The sequence below is a fragment of the Streptomyces sp. NPDC004542 genome, from assembly GCF_040610035.1.
GTDB lineage: Bacteria > Actinomycetota > Actinomycetes > Streptomycetales > Streptomycetaceae > Streptomyces.
Window position 1 is genome coordinate 17,201 of sequence record NZ_JBEXLP010000039.1, and the last position, 19,995, is coordinate 37,195.

Consider the following 19,995-nt stretch of genomic DNA (forward strand, 5'->3'; position numbering starts at 1 on the left):
GTTGCGGACGGCCGGCAGGAACCCCCGTTCCACCGGGCGATCCAGGGGTACTCGGCCGCGGTGACCGGGCGAGGACGTCGGCCCAGAGCGAGGAAGTGAGCAGATGACCCCTCCGGACGTGACCGGCTTGGAGAAGGTTCTGCGCGCCGAGGTGGACGGCGAGGTCCGCTTCGACGCGGGCAGCCGCGGGGCGTACGCCACGGACGGCTCGAACTACCGGCAGGTCCCCATCGGCGTCGTCGTCCCCCGCACGGTCGAGGCGGGGGCACGTGCCGTGGCGGTCTGCGCCCGGTTCGACGCCCCCGTCCTCTCCCGCGGCGGCGGTACCAGTCTGGCGGGACAGTCCACCAACACCGCCGTCGTGATCGACTGGACCAAGTACTGCGACGCGCTGGTCTCGGTGGACCCCGAGGCCCGGACCTGCGTGGTCGAGCCCGGCATCGTACTGGACCAGCTCAACCGCGAACTGGCCGGGCACAGGCTGCAGTTCGGGCCGAAGCCGTCCACGCACAGCCACTGCGCGCTCGGCGGCATGATCGGCAACAACTCCTGCGGCTCCTCCGCCCAGGCGTACGGCAAGACCGTGGACAACGTCCGCCGCCTGGAGATCCTCACCTACGACGGCATCCGCGCCTGGGTGGGACCGACGCCCGCCGCCGAACGCGAGCGGATCACCGCCCGGGGCGGCCGGCTCGCCGACCTGTACGAGGGCCTGGACCGCCTCGTCACCGAGTACCTCGCCGACATCCGCCGCGGCTACCCGCGGATCCCCCGCCGGGTCTCCGGGTACAACCTCGACTCCCTGCTGCCCGAGAACTGCTTCGACGTCGCCAAGGCCCTGGTCGGCAGCGAGGGCACCCTGGTGACCGTGCTGCGCGCCGAACTCGACCTGGTCCCGGTGCCGCCGTACAAGTCGCTGCTGGTGCTGGGCTACGACGACATCTGCGCCGCCGCCGACGACGTGCCGCACCTGCTGGAGCACAGTTCGCCCAGCCAGCTGGAGGCGCTGGACGGGCGGATGGCGCAGCTGATGCGTGAGGAGGGCGCCTACCTGGACTCCCTCGCCGTGCTGCCGGAGGGCGACAGTTGGCTGATGGTGCAGTACAGCGGCGACAGCCAGGACGACGTCGACGAACAGGCGCACGCCCTGCTGCGCGCCGTGGGGCGCGGCGAGAAGGACGCGAACGTCGCCTTCTCCGACGACCCGGACCGCGAGGAGAAGATGCTCAAGGCCCGCGAGGCCGGGCTCGGCGTCACCGCGCGGCCCCCGGACGACCGCGAGACCTGGGAGGGCTGGGAGGACTCGGCCGTCCCGCCGGAACGGCTCGGCGACTATCTGCGCGACCTCAAGCAGCTGTTCGGGGAGTTCGGTTACGACCACCCTTCCCTGTACGGGCACTTCGGGCAGGGCTGTGTGCACACCCGCATCCCCTTCGGGCTGAAGACCGCCGAGGGCGTGGCGGACTTCCGCCGGTTCGTGGAGCGGGCCGCCGACCTCGTGGCGTCCTACGGCGGCTCCCTGTCCGGCGAGCACGGCGACGGCCAGTCCCGGGGCGAACTGCTCACCCGCATGTTCGGCGAGCGCCTGGTGACCGCGTTCGGCGAGCTGAAGGCCCTCTTCGACCCCCGGGACCGGATGAACCCCGGCAAGGTCGTCCGCCCCAACCCCGTCGACGGGCAACTGCGCCTCGGCCCCGCGTGGCGCCCCGCCACGCCCGAGACGCGGTTCGGCTACCCGCAGGACGAGCACTCCTTCACCCGCGCGGTCATGCGCTGCGTCGGCATCGGCAACTGCCGCAGCCACACCGGTGGCGTGATGTGCCCCTCGTACCGCGCCACCAAGGAGGAGGAGCACTCCACGCGGGGCCGGGCCCGGCTGCTGTTCGAGATGCTCGACGGGCACGCGGACTCCGCGGTGCAGGACGGCTGGCGCTCCACCGAGGTCCGTGACGCCCTCGACCTGTGCCTGGCCTGCAAGGGCTGCAAGTCGGACTGCCCGACCGGGGTCGACATGGCGACGCTCAAGGCGGAGTTCCTCGCCCACCACTACGAGGGCCGGGTACGCCCCGCCGCCCACTACTCGATGGGCTGGCTGCCGGTGTGGGCGCGGCTGTCGCGGCTCTCGCCCCGACTCGTCAACAGCGCGCTGCACGCGCCCGGCCTCGCCCGGCTGGGCAAGCGGCTGGCGGGCGTCGACGCGGCCCGGCCGGCGCCGGTCTTCGCCGAGCGCTCCTTCCTCCAGTGGTGGCGCGAGCGCGGCACCGAGCAGCCCGACCCGGCCGACCCGCGGACCGTGGTGCTCTGGCCGGACACCTTCAGCACGTACTTCCACCCGTCCATCGCCGTGGCCGCCGTACGCGTCCTCGAAGACGCGGGCTTCCGGGTCGCCGTACCCGACAAGCCGGTGTGCTGCGGCCTGACCTGGATCTCCACCGGGCAGCTCACCATGGCCGAGAAGGTGCTGCGCCACACCCTCGGCGTGCTGCGCCCCTACCTCGAGGAGGGCACCCCGGTCATCGGCCTGGAACCCTCGTGCACCGCCGTGTTCCGGGCCGACGCGCCCGAGCTGATGCCCGCCGACCAGGACGTGCGCCGGCTCGCCGGGCAGGTCCGCACCTTCGCCGAGCAACTCGTCTGGGTGCGGCAGCTGAATCCGTCGGCGAGGAGCAGGCTGCCGGGGGCCGCCTCGCGGACGGCGGGCAGGACGCCCTGTTCGGCGACGGCCATGGAGACCTCGTGGTGGCCGCGTTCGAAACCGAAGTTGCCGGCCAGGCCGCAGCAGCCCTCGTCGAGGACGTCGGCGTCGAGGTGGGCGCGCCGCATCAGCTCCCGGTCGGCGTCGAACGTCATGACGGCGTGCTGGTGGCAGTGGGCGTGACCGGGGCACCGTCGTGCAGGTCGGCTCCGCGCTCGGCGAACGCGCGATCCCGTTGCAGTCCGCGTACTGCGGCGCCAAGCACGCCATCAACGGCTTCACCTCCTCGCTCCGCGTCGAACTGCTGCACCGCGGCAGCAACGTGCACGTCACCGTCGCCCAGATGCCCGCCGTCAACACCCCGCAGTTCGGCTGGGTGCGCTCCCGCCTGCCCAGGCACCCCAGCCCCGTCCCCCCGATCTACCAGCCCGAGGTCGCCGCCCGGGGCGTGCTGTACGCCGCCGACCACCCGCGCCGCAAGCAGTACTACGTCGGCGCCACCACCGTGGCCACCATCTGGGCCAACCGGCTCGCCCCCGCCCTGCTCGACCGCTACCTGGCGCGCACCGGCTTCGACGCCCAGCAGACCGACGAGGAGGCCCCGGCCGGCGGTGGCAACCTCTTCGAACCCCTCGACCGGCTGCCCGGCGACGACCACGGCGCCCACGGCATCTTCGACGACCGTGCCCACGACCGCTCCTGGCAGGCCGCCCTGGCCCGCCATCCCGCCGCCACCGCCCTCGGCACCGGGCTCGCCGCGGTGACCGCGCTGCGCGGCGTGCGGCGCCTCGCCCGGTCCGGGTGACCACGGCCGCTCGGTAGCCTGACCCCGTGCGCCTGCTCCTGATGTCCGACACGCACCTCCCCAAGCGCGCCAGGCGCCTGCCGGACCAGCTCCTGGCCGAGATCCCGCGGGCCGACGTCGTGATCCACGCCGGGGACTGGGTCGACACCGACACCCTCGACCTGCTGGAGGGCCGCAGCCGCCGGCTGGTCGGCGTGTACGGCAACAACGACGGGCCCGGGCTGCGTGCCCGCCTGCCCGAGGTGGCCCACGCCGACCTGGGCGGCCTGCGCTTCGGCGTCGTCCACGAGACCGGTCCCGCCCAGGGCCGCGAGGCCCGCTGCGCCGCCCGCTTCCCCGACCTCGACGTCCTGGTCTTCGGCCACAGCCACATCCCCTGGGACACCACCGCCCCCGGCGGCCTGCGCCTGCTCAACCCCGGCTCGCCCACGGACCGCCGCCGCCAGCCGCACTGCACATACCTGACGGCATCGGTCGGCGACGGCGCGCTCACGGACGTGACGCTGCACCGGCTGCCGCGGCGCTGAGCCCCGCCGCAGGAGACCCGGGCCGCCCCTCGAAACGGGAACGGCCCGGTCACTGTGGATGATGCGCTGTCACGGACCTCCTTCCGGGAAGTGCCGGGGAGGACATGCATGCCATCCGTTGCTGTCGCGCCGCGTACCCCTGTCCGCCCCGCACCACACACCGGTCACGCCAATATTCGTCAAAGAAATCCGGCCGCGTCACCCGTGGTGACCGTGGGGTGACCGAGCCCGACCTTACTGGGGAGTCAGAGGTGTTGACTGTGTCCTGACATCATCGGACTGTAGTGGACATGCCGAAAATCCGGGCGCGTCTGATCGTTGTCCTGGTTGTCCTCTGCGGATTCCTGACGGTGGCGGGTGCCCAGCCCGCCACCGCCGCCACCCCTTCCGACTCCCTCTGGTTCGACGGCACCCCCCTCACCGTGCAGAACGGCCGCTTCACCGACGGCCAGGGCCGCGAGGTCGTCCTGCGCGGCTACAACGTCTCCGGCGAGACCAAGCTGGAGGAGAACGGCGGCCTGCCCTTCGCCTCCGTCGCCGACGCGCAGAAGTCGGCCGCCGCCCTGCGCGCCCTCGGCGGCGGCAACGCGGTCCGCTTCCTGCTCTCCTGGGCGCACGCCGAACCCGTGCGCGGCCAGGCCGACACCGCCTATCTGGCCGCCGTCACCGACCAGATGCGCGCCTTCCTCGACGCCGGCATCCGCGTCTACCCCGACTTCCACCAGGACCTCTTCTCCCGCTACCTCTTCAACACCGGAAGCTGGTACACGGGCGACGGCGCCCCCCAGTGGGCGGTGGAGGCCGGGAGCTACCCCGCGGAGTCGTGCGGGATCTGCTTCTTCTGGGGACAGAACATCACCCAGAACTCGGCGGTGACCACGGCGCAGTACGACTTCTGGCACAACGCCCACGGCCTCCAGGACGCCTTCCTCGCCACGGCGCAGACGACCATGTCGTACCTCGTCCAGCACCTCACCGACGCCGAGTTCGCGGGCGTGGCCGGCTTCGACCCGTACAACGAGCCGTACGCGGGCACGTACGAGTCCGGTCAGACCAGCCGCACCTGGGAGCGGGACCTGCTGTGGCCCTTCTACCAGAGGTTCCGGGCCCGCATGGACGCGGCCGGCTGGCAGGACAAGCCCGCCCTGGTCGAGCCGAACCTCTTCTGGAACGCCAACATCGACTCCCAGAAGCAGCAGGGCGGCCTGCTGGACGCGGGGACCCTCGGCTCACGCTACGTCTTCAACACCCACTTCTACGACCAGAAGGCCATCTCCGGCATCCTGATGTGGGGCAAGGCCGGCGACGGCCAGTACGCGACCGACTTCGGCACGGTCCGGGACCGCGCGTCGGCCGCGCAGAGCGCCGCACTGGTCAGCGAGTTCGGGCACCCCTTGTCCGGGACGGTGGCGGACAAGGCGCCGACCGTGCTCAAGGCCATGTACCAGGCCCTGGACTCCCGTCTGCCCGGGGCGGGCTGGTGGTCGTCCCCGGCCTCCTCGGGCCCGGTGCTGTCCGGCACGCAGTGGCAGTGGGACCTCTACAACGGCCGTCACCACGAGCTGATGAACGGCAACCCGGGCAAGGTGCTCACCTCCGGCGACGCCTGGAACGACGAGGACCTCTCCGCCGTACGCCTCGACGACTCGGGCGCGGTGACCCTGCGTCAGGACGCCCGGCTCCTCGACCGGCTCTACCCGGCCGCGACGGCGGGCACCACGCTCGCCTTCACCTACGAGGACCGCTCCCGGGACGGTTCGACGACCCTGACCTGGAACCCGGTGCCCAGCTCGCTGCCCAGCGTGTCGCGGCTGGTCGGCTCCGGCCAGTATGGGCTGCTGGTATGGCGCTCGGGCAGCGGTACGGCACCCACCGAACTGCACCTCCCGGCGTCGTTCCCCACCGCGGCGACCACGGTCGTCTCCGACCTCGGCTCCGGGTACGCGCCCGCGCCGTACACCGCTTCGGCCCCGGTCGGTGTGGCACCCGAGCCGGGCGGCACCGGCAGCCGCCGTCTGCTACTCACCGACAGCGACTCCGGGGTCCTGCACTACGCGCTGGTGACCAACGGCACGACGAGCGCTCCCTCCGCGGACCTGCTCAGCGCGGCCAAGTCCGAGCTGGCGGCCTGGGCGGCGGCGCGCTTCTGAACCACGACGGCCTCCGGGGGCGCACCGCCGCACCCCGGAGGCCGTCGCCGGCGGGTCAACTGCCCGACGGACCCGTCCAGTCGGCCTGCACGTGTCCCAGCCGGACACGCTGCGGATGGTCGCCCACCGCCACGGACGTCACCTTCTGGCCGGTGGCGAAGTCGATGGCCGTGACCTGGTCGGCGCCGCTCTCGGAGATGACGCAGTCCTGGCCGTCGCCGCTGACCGTGGCCCAGTAGGGCTTGGAGGCGGTGACCAGCGGACCCTCCTGGAGAGTGGTGCGGTCGACGACCGTCGCGTAGTCGTCCATGGTGCCCGCCACGCACAGCTTGGTGCCCGCGGGGTTCATCGAAATGCCGTGGTGCCGCGAGTCGTTGACCCAGGTGGTGCGGTCCTCGCTGGTCGCGGGGTTCTTCGGCAGGGTCTTCATCCGGGTGATCTTGTCGGAGGCGACGTCGTACTCCAGGAAGCCGTTGAAGAAGGACACCTGGAAGTACAGCTTCGACTCGTCGGGGGAGAAGACCGCGGGGCGCACGGCGTCGGAGAAGTCCTTCAGGCCGAAGGCGTCCAGCCGGCTCCGCATGTCGATGATCTTGACCTGCTTGTAGGTCGTCGCGTCCACCACCGTGATGTGGCGGTCGCCCTTGGTCCAGTCGGCGGACGGGTCGTCCAGGGAGGTGTTGACGTCCCCGATGGACATGTTCCAGATGTACTTGCCGTCCTTGCTGAAGATGTTCTCGTGCGGCTTGTCGCCGGTGGCGAACGAGCCCAGCTGCTTGCCGGTGCCGATGTCCAGCACGTGCACCTTGTTCGCGGTCGAGGCCGAGACGGCGACCCGGGTGCCGTCGGGGGAGACGGCCATGTGGTCGGCCCGGTAACCGGCCACCGGGAAACGCCAGTTGATCTTCCCGGTGGCCAGGTCGATGGAGACCACGTCGGCGAAGCTGGGCCGGGAGACCACCACCGACGTGCCGTCGGGCGTGGAGTACATGTCGTCCGCGAACTGGTCGTGCCCCTCGCCGACGCCGTTGCGGATCGCCTGGAAGTAGATCCACTTGATCGGATCGGCGTTGATCTCCGCCATCCGCTGGTCCTTGTCCGGGATGACGTTGATCCGGCCGACCTTCGCGAAGTCGCCGGAGGACTTGATGACGTCCGCGGTGCCGTCCCAGTTGTTGCCCACGAACAGCACCTCGCGCAGGGCGGAGGCGTCCGAGGCGGCGGACGCCGCGGAGGCCGCCGTGGCGGGGCCGGCGGCGGTCAGGACGAGGGCGGCGGCTACGGAGCAAAGGTGCCTGGATCTGAAGGCAGGCATGACGGCTCTCTCCTCTGAGAAAACTGAACACGGGCGCTTTCACAGTGAACTTACTGGAAGGTAAGGAGGGGGTGGCCTGCTCGACAAGATGCGTGCACGACAAGATTGGCCGTCGGCCGGATGAAGGAGCGAGGAAGCGTGACGGGCAGGCTCAGGGCACCGAAGGGCCGTTACGGCGGCAGGTCGGCCGAGGAACGGCAGGCCGAGCGGCGCCGTCGGTTCCTGGACGCGGCGCTGGAGCTGTTCGGGGCCGGCCCCGGTTTCCGCGGGGCGACGGTCGCCGCGCTGAGCCAGGCGGCGGGGCTGTCGACCCGTCAGTTCTACGAGGAGTTCCGCACCCTGGAGGACGTGCTCACCGCGCTGCACCTGGAGGTCAACGACTGGGCCGAGCAGGCGGTGCTCGCGGCGCTCGCCGGGGCGCAGACGCTGCCGCTGGCCGAGCGTGTCACCGTACTCTTCCGGGCCTACGCCCGTGACGTCACCTCCGATCCGCGCCGCATCCGCATCACCTTCGTCGAGATCGTCGGCGTCAGCCCGCGCCTGGAGGAACAGCGGCTCGCCCGCCGGGCCCGCTGGGTCGACCTGATCTGCGCCGAGGCCGCCGCGGCCGCTGCCCGCGGGGACGCGGCCCCCCGCGACTACCGCCTCGCCGCGACCGCGTTCATCGGCAGCGTCAACGGCCTCCTCCACGACTGGAGCGCGGGATGGGTGGACGCCACTTTGGACGAGGTGGTCGACGAACTGGTCCGGCAGCTCCTGGGGATCCTGCGGCCGGTGGACCCGCACCGCGGCCGCTGAGCCCGGTCGCCGGGTCCGGTCTTCTCATCCGGCCCGCCGGCCCGCCGGCCCGCCGGTCCACGTGCCTCCGCCACCGGTGCCACCGCGTCGTCCGCACGGATCCGGATGCCAGGGGCCTGCGTCCGGGTCCGGATGCCGAGGGCCCTGCGCCGGCGGATCCACGGGCAGCGGACGTGGCGCGCAGCAGGTGTGAGCGGGCAGGGTGAACTCGTGCCCGGCTCGGTCCGGGCCGTGGCCCAGTCCGGTGCACGGGGCCGCGTCGCCCCCGTCCCCTCCGCCATGAGGCACGAACTCCGCGGCGCGAAGGTCGACTTCACGCCTTCGGGCGTTGCCGGGCGGCGGCCGGTGACTCCTGCCGCATCCGTTGACTTGGCCCTCGGTCGCCTCTACGGTCGGCGCGCGGAGCGTTCGGTTCATCGATCTCTGTTCGAAATATCGTATGCACGGAAGACTGTGACCGTCCTGGAGGAGCCGCATGTACCCCCCACCCCGATCCCCGCGAGGCCTCGTCCGACGCTGCAGAGCCGCCGCCGTACGCGCCCTCGCCCTGGCGCTGACGGCGACCGCCGCGCTGCTCTTCGCCCAGCCGGGCCCGGCGCAGGCCGCGACGGCCCGTGAGATATCCGTCCCCACCGCTCCCATGGGCTGGGCGTCCTGGAACAGCTTCGCTTCCTCGATCGACTACGGCGTCATCAAGCAGCAGGTCGACGCGTTCGTCGCCGCGGGACTGCCCGCGGCCGGATACGAGTACGTCAACATCGACGAGGGCTGGTGGCCGGGCACCCGGGACAGCGACGGCGACATCACCGTCGACACGTCCGAGTGGCCCGGCGGAATGAGCGCCATCGCCGACTACATCCACAGCAAGGGCCTCAAGGCCGGCATCTACACCGACGCGGGCAAGAACGGCTGCGGCTACTACTACCCGACCACCCGCCCCGCCGCCGCCAACACGGGCAGCGAGGGCCACTACGCCCAGGACATGCTGCAGTTCTCGAAGTGGGGCTTCGACTTCGTCAAGGTCGACTGGTGCGGCGGTGCAGCCGAGGGCCTCGACGCGAAGACGGCGTACCGGTCCATCAGCGACGCGGTCGCCCAGGCCGCGGCGACGACCGGCCGTCCGCTCACCCTTTCGATCTGCAACTGGGGCAGGCAGAACCCCTGGAACTGGGCGCCGGGCCAGGCTCCGATGTGGCGGACCAGCACCGACATCATCTACTACGGCAAGAAGCCGTCGATGACGAACCTGCTGTCCAACTTCGACCAGACCCTGCACCCCACGGCCCAGCACACCGGTTACTACAACGACCCGGACATGCTCATGGTCGGCATGGACGGCTTCACCGCCGCCCAGAACCGCACCCACATGAACCTGTGGGCGATCTCCGGCGCCCCGCTCCTGGCCGGCAACAACCTGACCACCATGACGTCGGAGACCGCCGCCATCCTGAAGAACCCCGAGGTCATCGCCGTCGACCAGGATCCGCGCGGGCTCCAGGGCGTCAAGGTCGCCGAGGACACCACCGGGCTCCAGGTGTACGGCAAGGTGCTGTCCGGCAGCGGCAACCGCGCGGTCGTGCTGCTCAACCGCACCTCCGCGGCCCGGGACATCACCGTGCGCTGGTCCGACCTCGGCCTGACCGACGCGTCCGCGACCGTCCGTGACCTGTGGACCCGGTCCGACGCGGGCAGGTACGGCACGAGCTACACGGCCGGCGTCCCGGCGGGCGGCTCGGTGATGCTCACGGTGACCGAGGGCACCGAGGCCGCGAGCAGCACGTACTCGGGAACGTCGAGCTTCACCGGTGTGGCGGCGGACAGCACCGGTGTGAAGACCGTCGACGTCTCCTACACCAACACCGCCTCCACCGCCCGCACGGCCACGCTCCAGGTCAACGGCCAGGGCAGCACGGCGGTCTCCTTCCCGCCCACCGGTTCGAGCGCGGGCACGGTCTCCGTCGCGGTCGCCCTGTCCCGTGGCTCGTCCAACAAGCTCACCTTCTCCGGTGCCCCGACACTCGACTCCATCACGGTCAGACCGCTGCCCGGCACGAACGGCACCCAGGTCGTCGGCAAGCAGTCGGGACGCTGCCTCGACGTCTACGACAACACCCTCACCAACGGCACCCAGGCCGAACTGTGGGACTGCAACGGCGGCCAGAACCAGTCCTGGACGTACACCTTGCGCAAGGAACTCGTGGTGTACGGCGACAAATGCCTGGACGCCTACAACCTCGGCACCACCAACGGCACCAAGGTCGTCATCTGGGACTGCAACGGCCAGAGCAACCAGCAGTGGAACGTCAACGGTGACGGCACGATCACCAATGTCAACGCGGGCCTGTGCCTGGACGCGAACGAAGCGGGAACCACCAACGGTACGTCGATGATCCTGTGGTCCTGCAACAGCGGCGACAATCAGAAGTGGACGCTGAACTGACGGCCTTCACCGGCATGGTGGGCCGTACGGTCCGCCGGGTACGCAGGTGCGCCACTGGCCCGGACCTGATCTCACCTCCGATGCTCCGGTAGGGGAAGTGGGTCGGGTCCGAGGGGGTGCGCCGTGAAGGGTTGCTCGCGGCACCGGCCGAAGAAGAGCCGCGGACACCGCCCGGCGGCCTGCCGCAGCCACCGGCCGCGGCCGGCGACTTCGTGCCCGGGCCGCACGGGCCGAGAGGGTCCGGGCCGGTCGGGAGCTGACCTGGACCCGCGCGGCCCTGCCGCCTATTCGTCCCATTCCTGGATCATGATCTGTTCGGCGATCTTCCCGTCGCGCAGGGTGATCATCGACTCGGCGAGGACACGCACGCCGTCCGCGTACTCGCAGGACTCGCTGAAGGCGGCGCGGTCGCCCTGCACGACACAGGCGTCCAGCTTGTGCGTCATGTCGCGCCTGTACACGTCGTCCAGCATCTCGGCTATCTCGCCGCGCCCGTGCAGCACCTTCGGGTGACTGGGCCGGGAGTTCCGGTCGATGATGCGGATCTCCGCGTCGTCCGCGTAGAGCGACAGCAGGGTGTTCTTGCCGCCCTCCACCCCCCGGCGCAGGGTCTCGGTGTCGAAGGTGGAGCCTGTCGCGCTGCCCATGGTGACCTCCTCCGAGGGGACCGCGGCCCCTGAGGAACGGACCGCCGTGCCCCTCTTCCGAGACTCCTCCGCCTCGGCTGCCCCGGCAAGCGCAGTCCGCTCGTCGCGGCGGGCGTCGGTCCGCGGCCGCCGGGAACTGTGTCGCCGCCGGCTCCGCGTACCTCCGCGTCCTGCGGATCGGACGTCATCGCCCCCTCCGGCTCGGGGCTCCAAGGCGCTGGTGGGTCCGGTGGAGAAGGATTTCTCCGGTCGGCGCCCAGCTTCCTGCGGTACTGATCGGTCACGCGTAGGGTCGGGGCAGGAGCATCGACGGAAGGAGCCAGGCACCATGGCGCAGGAAGTACGCGGCGTGATCGCACCGGGCAAGGACCAGCCCGTGCGGATCGAGACGATCGTCGTACCGGACCCGGGGCCGGGGGAGGCCGTGGTGCGGGTCCAGGCCTGCGGCGTCTGCCATACCGACCTGCACTACAAGCAGGGCGGCATCAGCGACGACTTCCCCTTCCTGCTCGGGCACGAGGCGGCGGGCGTGGTGGAGTCGGTGGGCGACGGTGTCACCGATGTGGCGCCCGGGGACTTCGTGATCCTCAACTGGCGTGCCGTGTGCGGGAACTGCCGGGCGTGTCTGCGCGGGCGGCCGTGGTACTGCTTCGACACCCACAACGCCACGCAGAAGATGACCCTCACCGACGGCACCGAGCTGTCCCCGGCCCTGGGCATCGGCGCCTTCGCGGAGAAGACGCTGGTCGCGGCCGGGCAGTGCACCAAGGTCGACCCGTCGGTGTCCCCGCAGGTGGCCGGCCTGCTGGGCTGCGGCGTGATGGCCGGCATCGGCGCCGCGATCAACACCGGGAGCGTCGGCCGCGGCGACTCGGTCGCCGTGATCGGGTGCGGCGGGGTCGGGGACGCGGCGATCGCCGGGTCCCGCCTGGCCGGGGCGGCGAAGATCATCGCGGTGGACGTCGACGACCGCAAGCTGGACACCGCCCGGGAACTGGGCGCCACCCACACCGTCAACTCCCGGCAGACCGATGCGGTCGAGGCGATCCGCGAGCTGACCGGCGGTTTCGGCGCCGACGTGGTCATCGAGGCGGTCGGCCGCCCGGAGACCTACCGACAGGCCTTCTACGCCCGCGACCTGGCCGGCGCGGTCGTGCTGGTCGGCGTGCCGACCCCGGAGATGAAACTCGAGCTGCCCCTGCTGGACGTCTTCGGCCGCGGCGGCGCGCTGAAGTCCTCCTGGTACGGCGACTGCCTGCCGAGCCGTGACTTCCCCATGCTGGTCGACCTGCACCTGCAGGGGCGGCTGCCGCTGGAGAAGTTCGTCACGGAGACCATCCAGCTCGACGAGGTGGAGAAGGCGTTCGAGCGGATGCACCAGGGCGACGTGCTGCGCTCGGTGGTGGTGCTGTGATGGCCGCGCGTATCGAACGCCTCGTCACCTCCGGGCAGTTCACCCTCGACGGCGGTACCTGGGACGTCGACAACAACGTGTGGATCGTCGGCGACGACCACGAGGCCGTCGTCATCGACGCGGCCCACGACGCCGACGCCATCGCCGAGGCGGTCGGCGACCGCCGGCTGACGGCGATCGTGTGCACCCACGCCCACAACGACCACATCGACGCCGCGCCCGCCCTCGCCGACCGCACCGGCGCCACGATCTGGCTGCACCCCGACGACCTTCCCCTGTGGAAGCTCACCCACCCCGACCGCGACCCCGACGCCCACCTGGCCGACGGGCAGGTCATCGAGGCGGCCGGCGCCGACCTCACCGTGCTGCACACGCCCGGCCACGCGCCCGGCGCGGTCTGCCTGTACGACCCGGGTCTGGGAGCCGTCTTCACCGGCGACACCCTCTTCCAGGGCGGGCCCGGCGCCACCGGCCGCTCCTGGTCCCACTTCCCGACCATCATCGACTCCATCCGCGACCGCCTCCTCACCCTCCCGCCCGAGACCAAGGTCCTCACCGGCCACGGCGACCCGACCACCATCGGGGCCGAGGCACCCCACCTGCAGGAGTGGATCGAACGCGGCCACTGAAAGGCGACAGAAGATGTCCGGCTTCCCGGCGACCCTGGACGGTGACAGCAGCCGTTCGAGCACGGGAGGCCGGACATGCCGGGTCCGCTGGAGGACAGGGTCGCACTGGTCGCGGGAGCGACGCGCGGGGCGGGACGGGGGATCGCCGTGGAGCTCGGCGCGGCCGGTGCCACCGTCTACGTCACCGGACGCAGCACGCGCGCGCGACGCTCGGAGTACGACCGCCCCGAGACCATCGAGGACACCGCCGACCTGGTCACCGAGGCCGGCGGCCGGGGCATCGCCGTGCCCGCCGACCACCTGGACCCGGCACAGGTCCGCGCCGTCGTGGACCGGATCGACCGGGAGTCCGGGCGTCTCGACGTCCTGGTCAACGACATCTGGGGCGCCGAGCACCTCTTCGCCTGGGACACCCCGGTCTGGGAGCACGACCTCGACAAGGGACTGGCGCTGCTCCGCCTCGCCGTCGAGACCCACGTGATCACCAGCCACCACGCCCTGCCCCTGCTGCTGCGCCGCCGCGGCGGTCTGGTCGTCGAGGTCACCGACGGCACCGCCGACCACAACCGCGACACCTACCGGGTGAACCTCTTCTACGACCTCGCCAAGGCGTCCGTCCTGCGGATGGCCTTCGCCCTCGGCCACGAACTGGGCCCGCGCGGCGCCACCGCCGTGGCCCTGACCCCGGGCTGGCTGCGCTCGGAGATCATGCTCGACACCTTCGGGGTACGGGAGGACAACTGGCGCGACGCCCTGGACCGCGAGCCCCACTTCGCCATCTCCGAGACCCCGCGCTACATCGGCCGGGCCGTCGCCGCCCTCGCCGCCGACCCGGACGTGGCCCGTTTGAACGGCACGTCCCTCTCCAGCGGAGGCCTGGCCCAGGTGTACGACTTCACAGACCTCGACGGCAGCCGGCCGGACGCCTGGCGGTACCTGGCGGAGGTCCAGGAGGCGGGGAGACCGGCCGACACGACGGGCTACCGCTGACCGGTCGGTGATGGCAGCGGCCAGCGGGCCGAGTGGCCCGGGGGGAGGGCCAGGTCCTGCCGGACGGCCGTGTAGTAGCCCTCGCGGCCGGCCCGTTGCCGCTCCAGCAGTTCCTGCCAGGCCTCGGGGTCGTGGGTGCGCTCCCGCAGGAAGCGCTCCATCTCCATCGCCGCCACCACCCACACCCGGGCCTTCTCCACCACCGCCGGGCTGCCCAGCAGGAGCAGTGCCTCCCCGGCCGGGTCCCGCGCGAGCGCGGCCTCGGCCAGCAGGGGTGCCGCCTCCTGCGGTGACAGCGGGTGCGGGTGCGGGTCGTTGCCGAGGTGGGCGGCGACCCGGTACGTCAGGGTGACGGCCTGCTTCAGGGTGCGCGCGTAGTCGGCGTACACCGCCAGCCGCCGCTCCTCCCAGCGGGCCGCCCGTTCGCGGCGGAACCGTGCCTGGTCTCCCCGTACCACCGCCAGGTACGAGCCGAGCGCGCCGATCACGACACCGATCAGGGCGGGGAGTTGCTGTATGAACGCGGACATGCGCGCACGCTACCCGGCCTGTTGGGCGTGCTGGTGCGTGCAACCGTCGTCGCCGTACATGCGTCTACCCAGTGGGCGTCGTGGGAACGACGACCGGGACAGAAGGGCGAGGGGGCACACATGGGGGACATCCGCAGACGAAGCGCGGTCACGCTGGCCGTGACCGCGGTCGTGGCACCGCTCACGCTGACGCTGGGCACCGCTCCGGCGCAGGCGGCGAGCTGTACGGCACAGGCGGGGCCGTACCAGAAGCAGGTGGAGAAGTTCCTCGGCCGCCCGGTCGACGGAAAGCAGTCCTCCGCCGACTGCAAGGCGATCCAGGCCTTCCAGAACAAGCACGGCATCACGCCCGCCATCGGTTACGCCGGTCCTGTCACCTGGGGCGTGATGGACCTCATGAACAAGCAGAAGGCCGTCGGGAACAATCCCAACAAGGCCGGCAAGTGCCCGGTGAACAAGGGTCGTATCGCCTGTGTGAACCTCGGTCTCCAGCTGAGCTGGATCCAGGACGGCGACAAGCTGGTCTACGGCCCGGTGCCGGTGCGCACCGGCCGGGACGGGTTCGAGACCCGCACCGGCCTGAAGAAGATCTACTGGCGCGACATCGACCACGTCTCGAGCCTCTACGACGTCCCGATGCCCTACAGCCAGTTCTTCGACGGCGGCCAGGCCTTCCACTCGGTGAACCTCAGCATGTGGAATCCGCCGGGCTCGCACGGCTGCGTCAACATGACCACGAAGGACGCCAAGAAGTACTGGTCGCTGCTGAAGACCGGCGACGACGTCTACGTCTACGGCCGCAAGCCGGGCACCTGAGCCGTCATCCCCGGGGCGCGTCCCCGAAGTCCGGGATCTCCAGCCGTATCCCGCCCTGCCGCGCGGACTCGTGCGCGACGATGCCCGGCAGGGTGTAGCGGGCCGCGACCCAGGCGTTCACCGGCGGCAGGGTGCGGGTGGCCACGGCGGTCACGAAGTCGTCCACCAGGAAGTGGTGGCTGCCCTCGTGGCCGTTGTGCAGGTGGTCGAACTCCCTGGGCAGCCGGGCCCGGTCGTGCACCGGCGCCGACCCGGAGGTGAAGGCCGCCCGCAGCTCCGGCGCGATGTGCTGGAGCGAGGGGTCGTCCGGCGACATCGTGGGCTTGGGCTCCAGCAGTTCCGTGATGTCCTTCACGCCCTGCTTGTCCTGCCACAGCGCGACCGTGGCGAGCTGCTCCATGCTCGCCTCCGTGCCGAAGAACCGGAACCGTGACTCCCGTATGTGGGACGGGTAGCCGACCCGCCGGAACTCGTTGGTGCGGAACGAACCGCCGCCCGCCACCTCGAACAGCGCGGTCGCGTTGGAGATGTCGTTGCCGAACTGGCTGATCTCCTTGTCGAACACGCCGTCCCCGCGCTCGTCCCTCACGCCGATCGCCGACACGCTCACCGCGTGCGTCCCCCAGGCCCCGAGCACCCCGCCCACCGAGTGCGTGGGATACAGCAGCGGCGGATAGCTGGCGGTCGCCTTCCAGTTCTCGCCGCCGCTGTACCGGTAGGCGTCGTAGAACCCCAGGTCCATGTCGTGGACGTAGTCGCCCTCGGCGTAGAACAGCCGTCCGAAGGCGCCCTCGGCGATCTGGTTGCGGGCGTGCACGGTCGCCGGGTTGTACTGGCTCGTCTCGCCCATCATGTAGGTCAGCCCGGTCGCCCGGACCGCGTCGATGATCGCCGCGATCTCCTCCGTGCTGATCGCCATCGGCACGGCGCTGTACACGTGCTTCCCCGCCTCCAGCGCCCGCAGGACCAGCGGGCCGTGGGTCCAGCGCTGGGTGAAGATCGCGACCGCGTCCACCGCCGCCGACTCCAGCATGGCCTCGTAGGAGGGGAAGGTGCCCGCGAGCCCCTGCGCGGCGGCGAGCTGCCCGGCCCGCTCGGGCAGCAGGTCGGTGACGAACACGTCGCCGACGCCCGGGTGGGCCTGGAACAGCGTGGCGAACTGGCCGGAGAACTGTCCGGCTCCGACGATGCCGAGGGAAAAAGTCATGGGGTTACTTTTGATTCGAAAGAATCTGGGTGTCAAGAGCCCGAGAAAATCCGCCCAACTGTGCCCGCTTACCCCGAAGGGGTGGCAGACTTATTTCTGATGCGGAAATATTCGACGGCGGGATGGCACCCGCTCAGCCCGGCGGAGCGCTCCGTGGCGATCGAAGTGCTCGTCCACGGCCCCCTCTCGCGCACCGAGCTGGCCCGGCGCCTGCGGCTCTCGGCGGGCAGCCTCACCCGGCTGACCAAACCCCTCATCGAATCCGGTCTGCTGGTCGAGGTACCCGACTCGGGCACCGCGGCCCGGACCCGGCAGGGGCGCCCCTCGCAGCCCCTGGACGTCGTGACCGGCTCCCGGGCCTTCCTCGGGTTCAAGGTCACCGACGACATGGTCTACGGCGTCGTCACCACGCTGCGCAGCGAGGTCGTCGCCCGGCTCGACCGGCCGATCACCGGTCACGACCCCGGCGAGGTGGCCGACGTGCTGGCCGCGATGACGGCCGGGCTCGCCGCGCGTACCCCCGCCCCGCTCGCGGGCATCGGCATCGGTGTGGGCGGCCTGGTGCGGGAGCGCGCCGTGGTCGGTGAGTCCCCCTACCTCGGCTGGCGCGACGTGCCCCTGGCCCGGCTGGTGGAGGAGCGCACCGGGCTGCCGGTGGTTGTCGAGAACGACGTCGCCGCCCTGGTGGAGGCCGAGACCTGGTTCGGGGCGGGCCGCGGCCTCGACCGCTTCGTGGTACTGACGATCGGGGCCGGCATCGGCTACGGACTGGTGCTCGGCGGCAAGCGGGTGCCCCACGCCGAGGAGGACCGCGGCTTCGGCCGGCACTGGATCATCCAGCCCCACGGTCCGCTGACCCCGGACGGCGCGCGCGGCAGCGCGGTGTCCCTCCTCACCATCCCCAGCATCCGGTACCAGATCCGGGCCGCCACCGGCCACGACGCGACGTACGCGGAGATCCTCGCCCGCGCCGCCGAGGGGGAGCCGATGGCCGCCCGGGTGATCGACGAGGCGGCGCGGGCGCTCGGCACGCTGGTCGCCCAGATCGCCAACTTCGTCATGCCGCAGAAGATCCTGCTGGCCGGGGAAGGTGTCGGGCTGATGGACGTGGCCGGTGCGGTGGTGCACGAGGGCGTCCGGGCGGGCCGCCACCCGCTGGCCGCGCCGGTCGGGCTGGAGACGAAGGTCTCCGACTTCCACGACTGGGCGCGCGGGGCGGCGGTGCTGGCGATCCAGGTGCTGGTGCTCGGTGCTGTGGAGAGGTGAACTCGCCGTAGCGCGCCGCTCTCTTGACGTGATGAGCAACACGGTCCGGAATGCCGGGATTCCCCGTACTTGCTCACGGCGCCTTCACGCCGACCGGCATATGCTTCACACCATGTCCACCACTGTCGAAGCCGCTTCCGAGCGATCGGCCGCGGAGGTCAACGAGGAGATCCGGGCCCTGTGGCTCCGGTCGGGCGGCACACTGACCACCGAGCAGCGCGAGGAATACCAGCGGCTCGTGCTGGAGTGGGCCGCCGCCACCCCTCAGTCGGACCACGCGGCCTGATTCGCCGACCCCGCAGCACCGTCCAGGGCACCTATGAGCGCACGGGTGCCCTTCTCGCTGCCGTCTCCGGCCGGGCCCGGTCCTCGCGGGCCTGCCGTCAGCCCCAGGTCGCCGAGTAGTACCGCTGATAGGCCCTGCGGTCCTGTTCCGAGCGGAAGTACCGGGTCGCGACCAGGGCGATCAGGCTGCCTGCGATCACCAGCAGGCCGGGGCCGACGTTCCTGGTGTCGGTGAGCCGGGCCAGCAGGGTCTCGCCGTCCGAGGTGCCGGTGACCGGGGCCGACGAGCCGGGGGAGGCCGAGCTGGGCGCGATGGTGCTCTGGGTGGCCGAGGCGGACGGCGCGGGCGAGGCGCCCTGGGCGCCCGCGGCGTTCTGCGCGGACACGATCAGCTGGACGCCGAGCGCCGACATGGCCTTGGTCACCGGCTGGAAGAAGGTCGTACCGCCCGTCTTGCAGTCACCGCTGCCGCCCGAGGTCACCCCCAGCGCGATGCCCTCCGAGAACAGGGGGCCGCCGCTGTCGCCCGGTTCGGCGCACACCGTGGTCTGGATGAGGCCGGTGACGGTGCCCTCGGGGTAGTTCACGGTCGCGTCGAGCCCGGTCACCGTCCCGTCGTGCAGCCCGCTCGTGCTGCCGCTGCGGAACACCCGCTGCCCGACCGTGGGGTCGGCGGCGCCGGTGATCCGGACGCCGTTGCCGTTGCCGATGGCGACCACGTCGGCGCCGTCCCCGGCCTTCCCGCTCGCGTACTGGATGAGGGAGAAGTCGTTGCCCGGGAAGTTGGTCTTGAGGGTCTGGCCGAGCTGCTGGTTGCCCTGGTTGTCGGCGAACCAGATGGACCCGGCCGGACCGCAGTGCCCGGCGGTGAGGATGAAGTCGCTCTGGCCGTTGGTGACGTTGAAGCCCGCCGAGCAACGGCCGCCCGTCGACAGGATCGGCTGCGCCCCGTTGAGGCGGGTGGTGAAGGTGCCCTGGCTGCGCTCCATGCGCACGAAGCCGCCGATGCTCTTGGCTACCTTCGACAGGCGGTTCCAGTCGGCGGCCGACACGGTCGTGTCGGCCTGCACCACGACCTGGTTGGTCCGGTAGTCCAGGGACCACGCCGTGCCCGCCACACGGGGCGCCGAACGCAGCGCGGCGGTGGCCGACTTCAGCCGGCTCATGCTGTGCGGCACGACTTTCGCCTCGGCCCCCGCCTTCTTCACCACGGCCGCCGCCGCGTCGTCGGTGACCGCGACGACCGGACGCCCGTCGGCGCCGATCCAGCTGCCCGCCGTACGGGAGGTGCCGAGCTTCGCCACCAGGGCGGCGCCGGTGTTCCCGGCCCGGTCCGCGGTGCTGGACGGCGCGGCGGACGTGCCGGGAGTCTCGCTCGCCATGGCCTGCGTGACCATGACGCCTCCCAGCAGGAGTCCGCCGACCGCCGCCAGCTGTGTCACCCGCCGGACGACCCGTCGTCGTGCGTGCCTCATGCCTGG

Annotated in this window: 16 protein-coding genes and 1 pseudogene; 12 read left to right on the forward strand and 5 right to left on the reverse strand. The window is 71.4% G+C overall.

The genetic code is table 11. The features are described from left to right. The first annotated feature begins 103 nt into the window (after window positions 1–103). From ABZX30_RS21645 to ABZX30_RS21660, 4 genes and pseudogenes are all read left to right on the forward strand, one after another. Complete coding sequence (locus ABZX30_RS21645; protein ID WP_355935646.1) at window positions 104–2,878, forward strand: FAD-linked oxidase C-terminal domain-containing protein; 2,775 nt, start codon at window positions 104–106, stop codon at window positions 2,876–2,878. Continuing rightward, window positions 2,874–3,500, forward strand: a pseudogene (locus ABZX30_RS21650) (SDR family NAD(P)-dependent oxidoreductase); the annotation flags it as partial. The gene ABZX30_RS21645 and the pseudogene ABZX30_RS21650, both read left to right, overlap by 5 nt. A gap of 26 nt (window positions 3,501–3,526) precedes the next feature. After that, complete coding sequence (locus tag ABZX30_RS21655) at window positions 3,527–4,027, forward strand: metallophosphoesterase (protein WP_355935649.1); 501 nt, start codon at window positions 3,527–3,529, stop codon at window positions 4,025–4,027. A 290-nt stretch (window positions 4,028–4,317) separates the two neighbouring features. After that, window positions 4,318–6,177: a cellulase family glycosylhydrolase gene (locus ABZX30_RS21660; RefSeq protein WP_355935652.1), complete on the forward strand. Its 1,860-nt coding sequence runs from the start codon at window positions 4,318–4,320 to the stop codon at window positions 6,175–6,177. Window positions 6,178–6,232: 55 nt separating this feature from the next. Here the strand turns inward: ABZX30_RS21660 and ABZX30_RS21665 are convergent, their stop codons facing one another. Beyond that, a complete protein-coding gene (locus tag ABZX30_RS21665) occupies window positions 6,233–7,492 on the reverse strand; it encodes a YncE family protein (protein ID WP_355935654.1) in 1,260 nt (419 codons plus the stop codon). A 138-nt stretch (window positions 7,493–7,630) separates the two neighbouring features. On the opposite strand from ABZX30_RS21665, the gene ABZX30_RS21670 reads away from it, so the two are divergent. Continuing rightward, window positions 7,631–8,290, forward strand: coding sequence for a TetR/AcrR family transcriptional regulator (locus ABZX30_RS21670; RefSeq protein ID WP_355935656.1), 660 nt, complete (start codon window positions 7,631–7,633; stop codon window positions 8,288–8,290). A gap of 475 nt (window positions 8,291–8,765) precedes the next feature. Then, window positions 8,766–10,730 (forward strand): RICIN domain-containing protein, encoded by a 1,965-nt coding sequence (locus ABZX30_RS21675; RefSeq protein WP_355935659.1) that lies wholly within the window; start codon window positions 8,766–8,768, stop codon window positions 10,728–10,730. Window positions 10,731–11,014: 284 nt separating this feature from the next. On the opposite strand, the gene ABZX30_RS21680 is transcribed toward ABZX30_RS21675, so the two are convergent. Continuing rightward, a complete protein-coding gene (locus ABZX30_RS21680) occupies window positions 11,015–11,377 on the reverse strand; it encodes a nuclear transport factor 2 family protein (RefSeq protein ID WP_355935662.1) in 363 nt (120 codons plus the stop codon). Window positions 11,378–11,705: 328 nt separating this feature from the next. Between ABZX30_RS21680 and ABZX30_RS21685 the strand changes: the two genes are divergently transcribed. The 3 genes from ABZX30_RS21685 to ABZX30_RS21695 all read left to right on the forward strand — a co-directional run bounded on the left by ABZX30_RS21685 (window position 11,706) and on the right by ABZX30_RS21695 (window position 14,410). Next, window positions 11,706–12,791: an S-(hydroxymethyl)mycothiol dehydrogenase gene (locus ABZX30_RS21685; RefSeq protein ID WP_355935664.1), complete on the forward strand. Its 1,086-nt coding sequence runs from the start codon at window positions 11,706–11,708 to the stop codon at window positions 12,789–12,791. Next, window positions 12,791–13,420 carry an MBL fold metallo-hydrolase gene (locus ABZX30_RS21690; RefSeq protein ID WP_355935667.1) on the forward strand — a complete coding sequence of 210 codons (630 nt, stop codon included), beginning with the start codon at window positions 12,791–12,793 and terminating at the stop codon, window positions 13,418–13,420. Before ABZX30_RS21685 ends, ABZX30_RS21690 begins: the two co-directional genes overlap by 1 nt. Window positions 13,421–13,495: 75 nt before the next feature. Continuing rightward, window positions 13,496–14,410: an SDR family oxidoreductase gene (locus ABZX30_RS21695; RefSeq protein ID WP_355935670.1), complete on the forward strand. Its 915-nt coding sequence runs from the start codon at window positions 13,496–13,498 to the stop codon at window positions 14,408–14,410. Here ABZX30_RS21695 and ABZX30_RS21700 read toward each other — a convergent pair. Beyond that, window positions 14,401–14,940: a hypothetical protein gene (locus ABZX30_RS21700; protein WP_355935673.1), complete on the reverse strand. Its 540-nt coding sequence runs from the start codon at window positions 14,938–14,940 to the stop codon at window positions 14,401–14,403. The two genes, ABZX30_RS21695 and ABZX30_RS21700, sit on opposite strands and share 10 nt — an antisense overlap. A gap of 120 nt (window positions 14,941–15,060) precedes the next feature. Between ABZX30_RS21700 and ABZX30_RS21705 the strand changes: the two genes are divergently transcribed. Then, on the forward strand, window positions 15,061–15,756 hold the full coding sequence (locus ABZX30_RS21705; RefSeq protein WP_355935675.1) for a L,D-transpeptidase family protein: 696 nt from the start codon (window positions 15,061–15,063) through the stop codon (window positions 15,754–15,756). 4 nt (window positions 15,757–15,760) lie between these two features. On the opposite strand, the gene ABZX30_RS21710 is transcribed toward ABZX30_RS21705, so the two are convergent. Then, complete coding sequence (locus ABZX30_RS21710) at window positions 15,761–16,963, reverse strand: Gfo/Idh/MocA family oxidoreductase (protein WP_355935678.1); 1,203 nt, start codon at window positions 16,961–16,963, stop codon at window positions 15,761–15,763. Window positions 16,964–17,062: 99 nt separating this feature from the next. On the opposite strand from ABZX30_RS21710, the gene ABZX30_RS21715 reads away from it, so the two are divergent. Together ABZX30_RS21715 and ABZX30_RS21720 are read left to right on the forward strand one after the other, a co-directional pair. Further along, window positions 17,063–18,229 carry an ROK family transcriptional regulator gene (locus tag ABZX30_RS21715; protein ID WP_355935680.1) on the forward strand — a complete coding sequence of 389 codons (1,167 nt, stop codon included), beginning with the start codon at window positions 17,063–17,065 and terminating at the stop codon, window positions 18,227–18,229. Between the two features lie 100 nt (window positions 18,230–18,329). Then, the gene (locus ABZX30_RS21720) at window positions 18,330–18,515 is read left to right on the forward strand and encodes a hypothetical protein (protein WP_355935683.1); all 186 of its coding nucleotides are present in this window, start codon (window positions 18,330–18,332) and stop codon (window positions 18,513–18,515) included. Between the two features lie 97 nt (window positions 18,516–18,612). Here ABZX30_RS21720 and ABZX30_RS21725 read toward each other — a convergent pair whose 3' ends face one another. Beyond that, window positions 18,613–19,989, reverse strand: a complete 1,377-nt coding sequence (locus ABZX30_RS21725; protein WP_355935685.1) for a S1 family peptidase — start codon at window positions 19,987–19,989, stop codon at window positions 18,613–18,615. Window positions 19,990–19,995 lie beyond the last annotated feature (6 nt).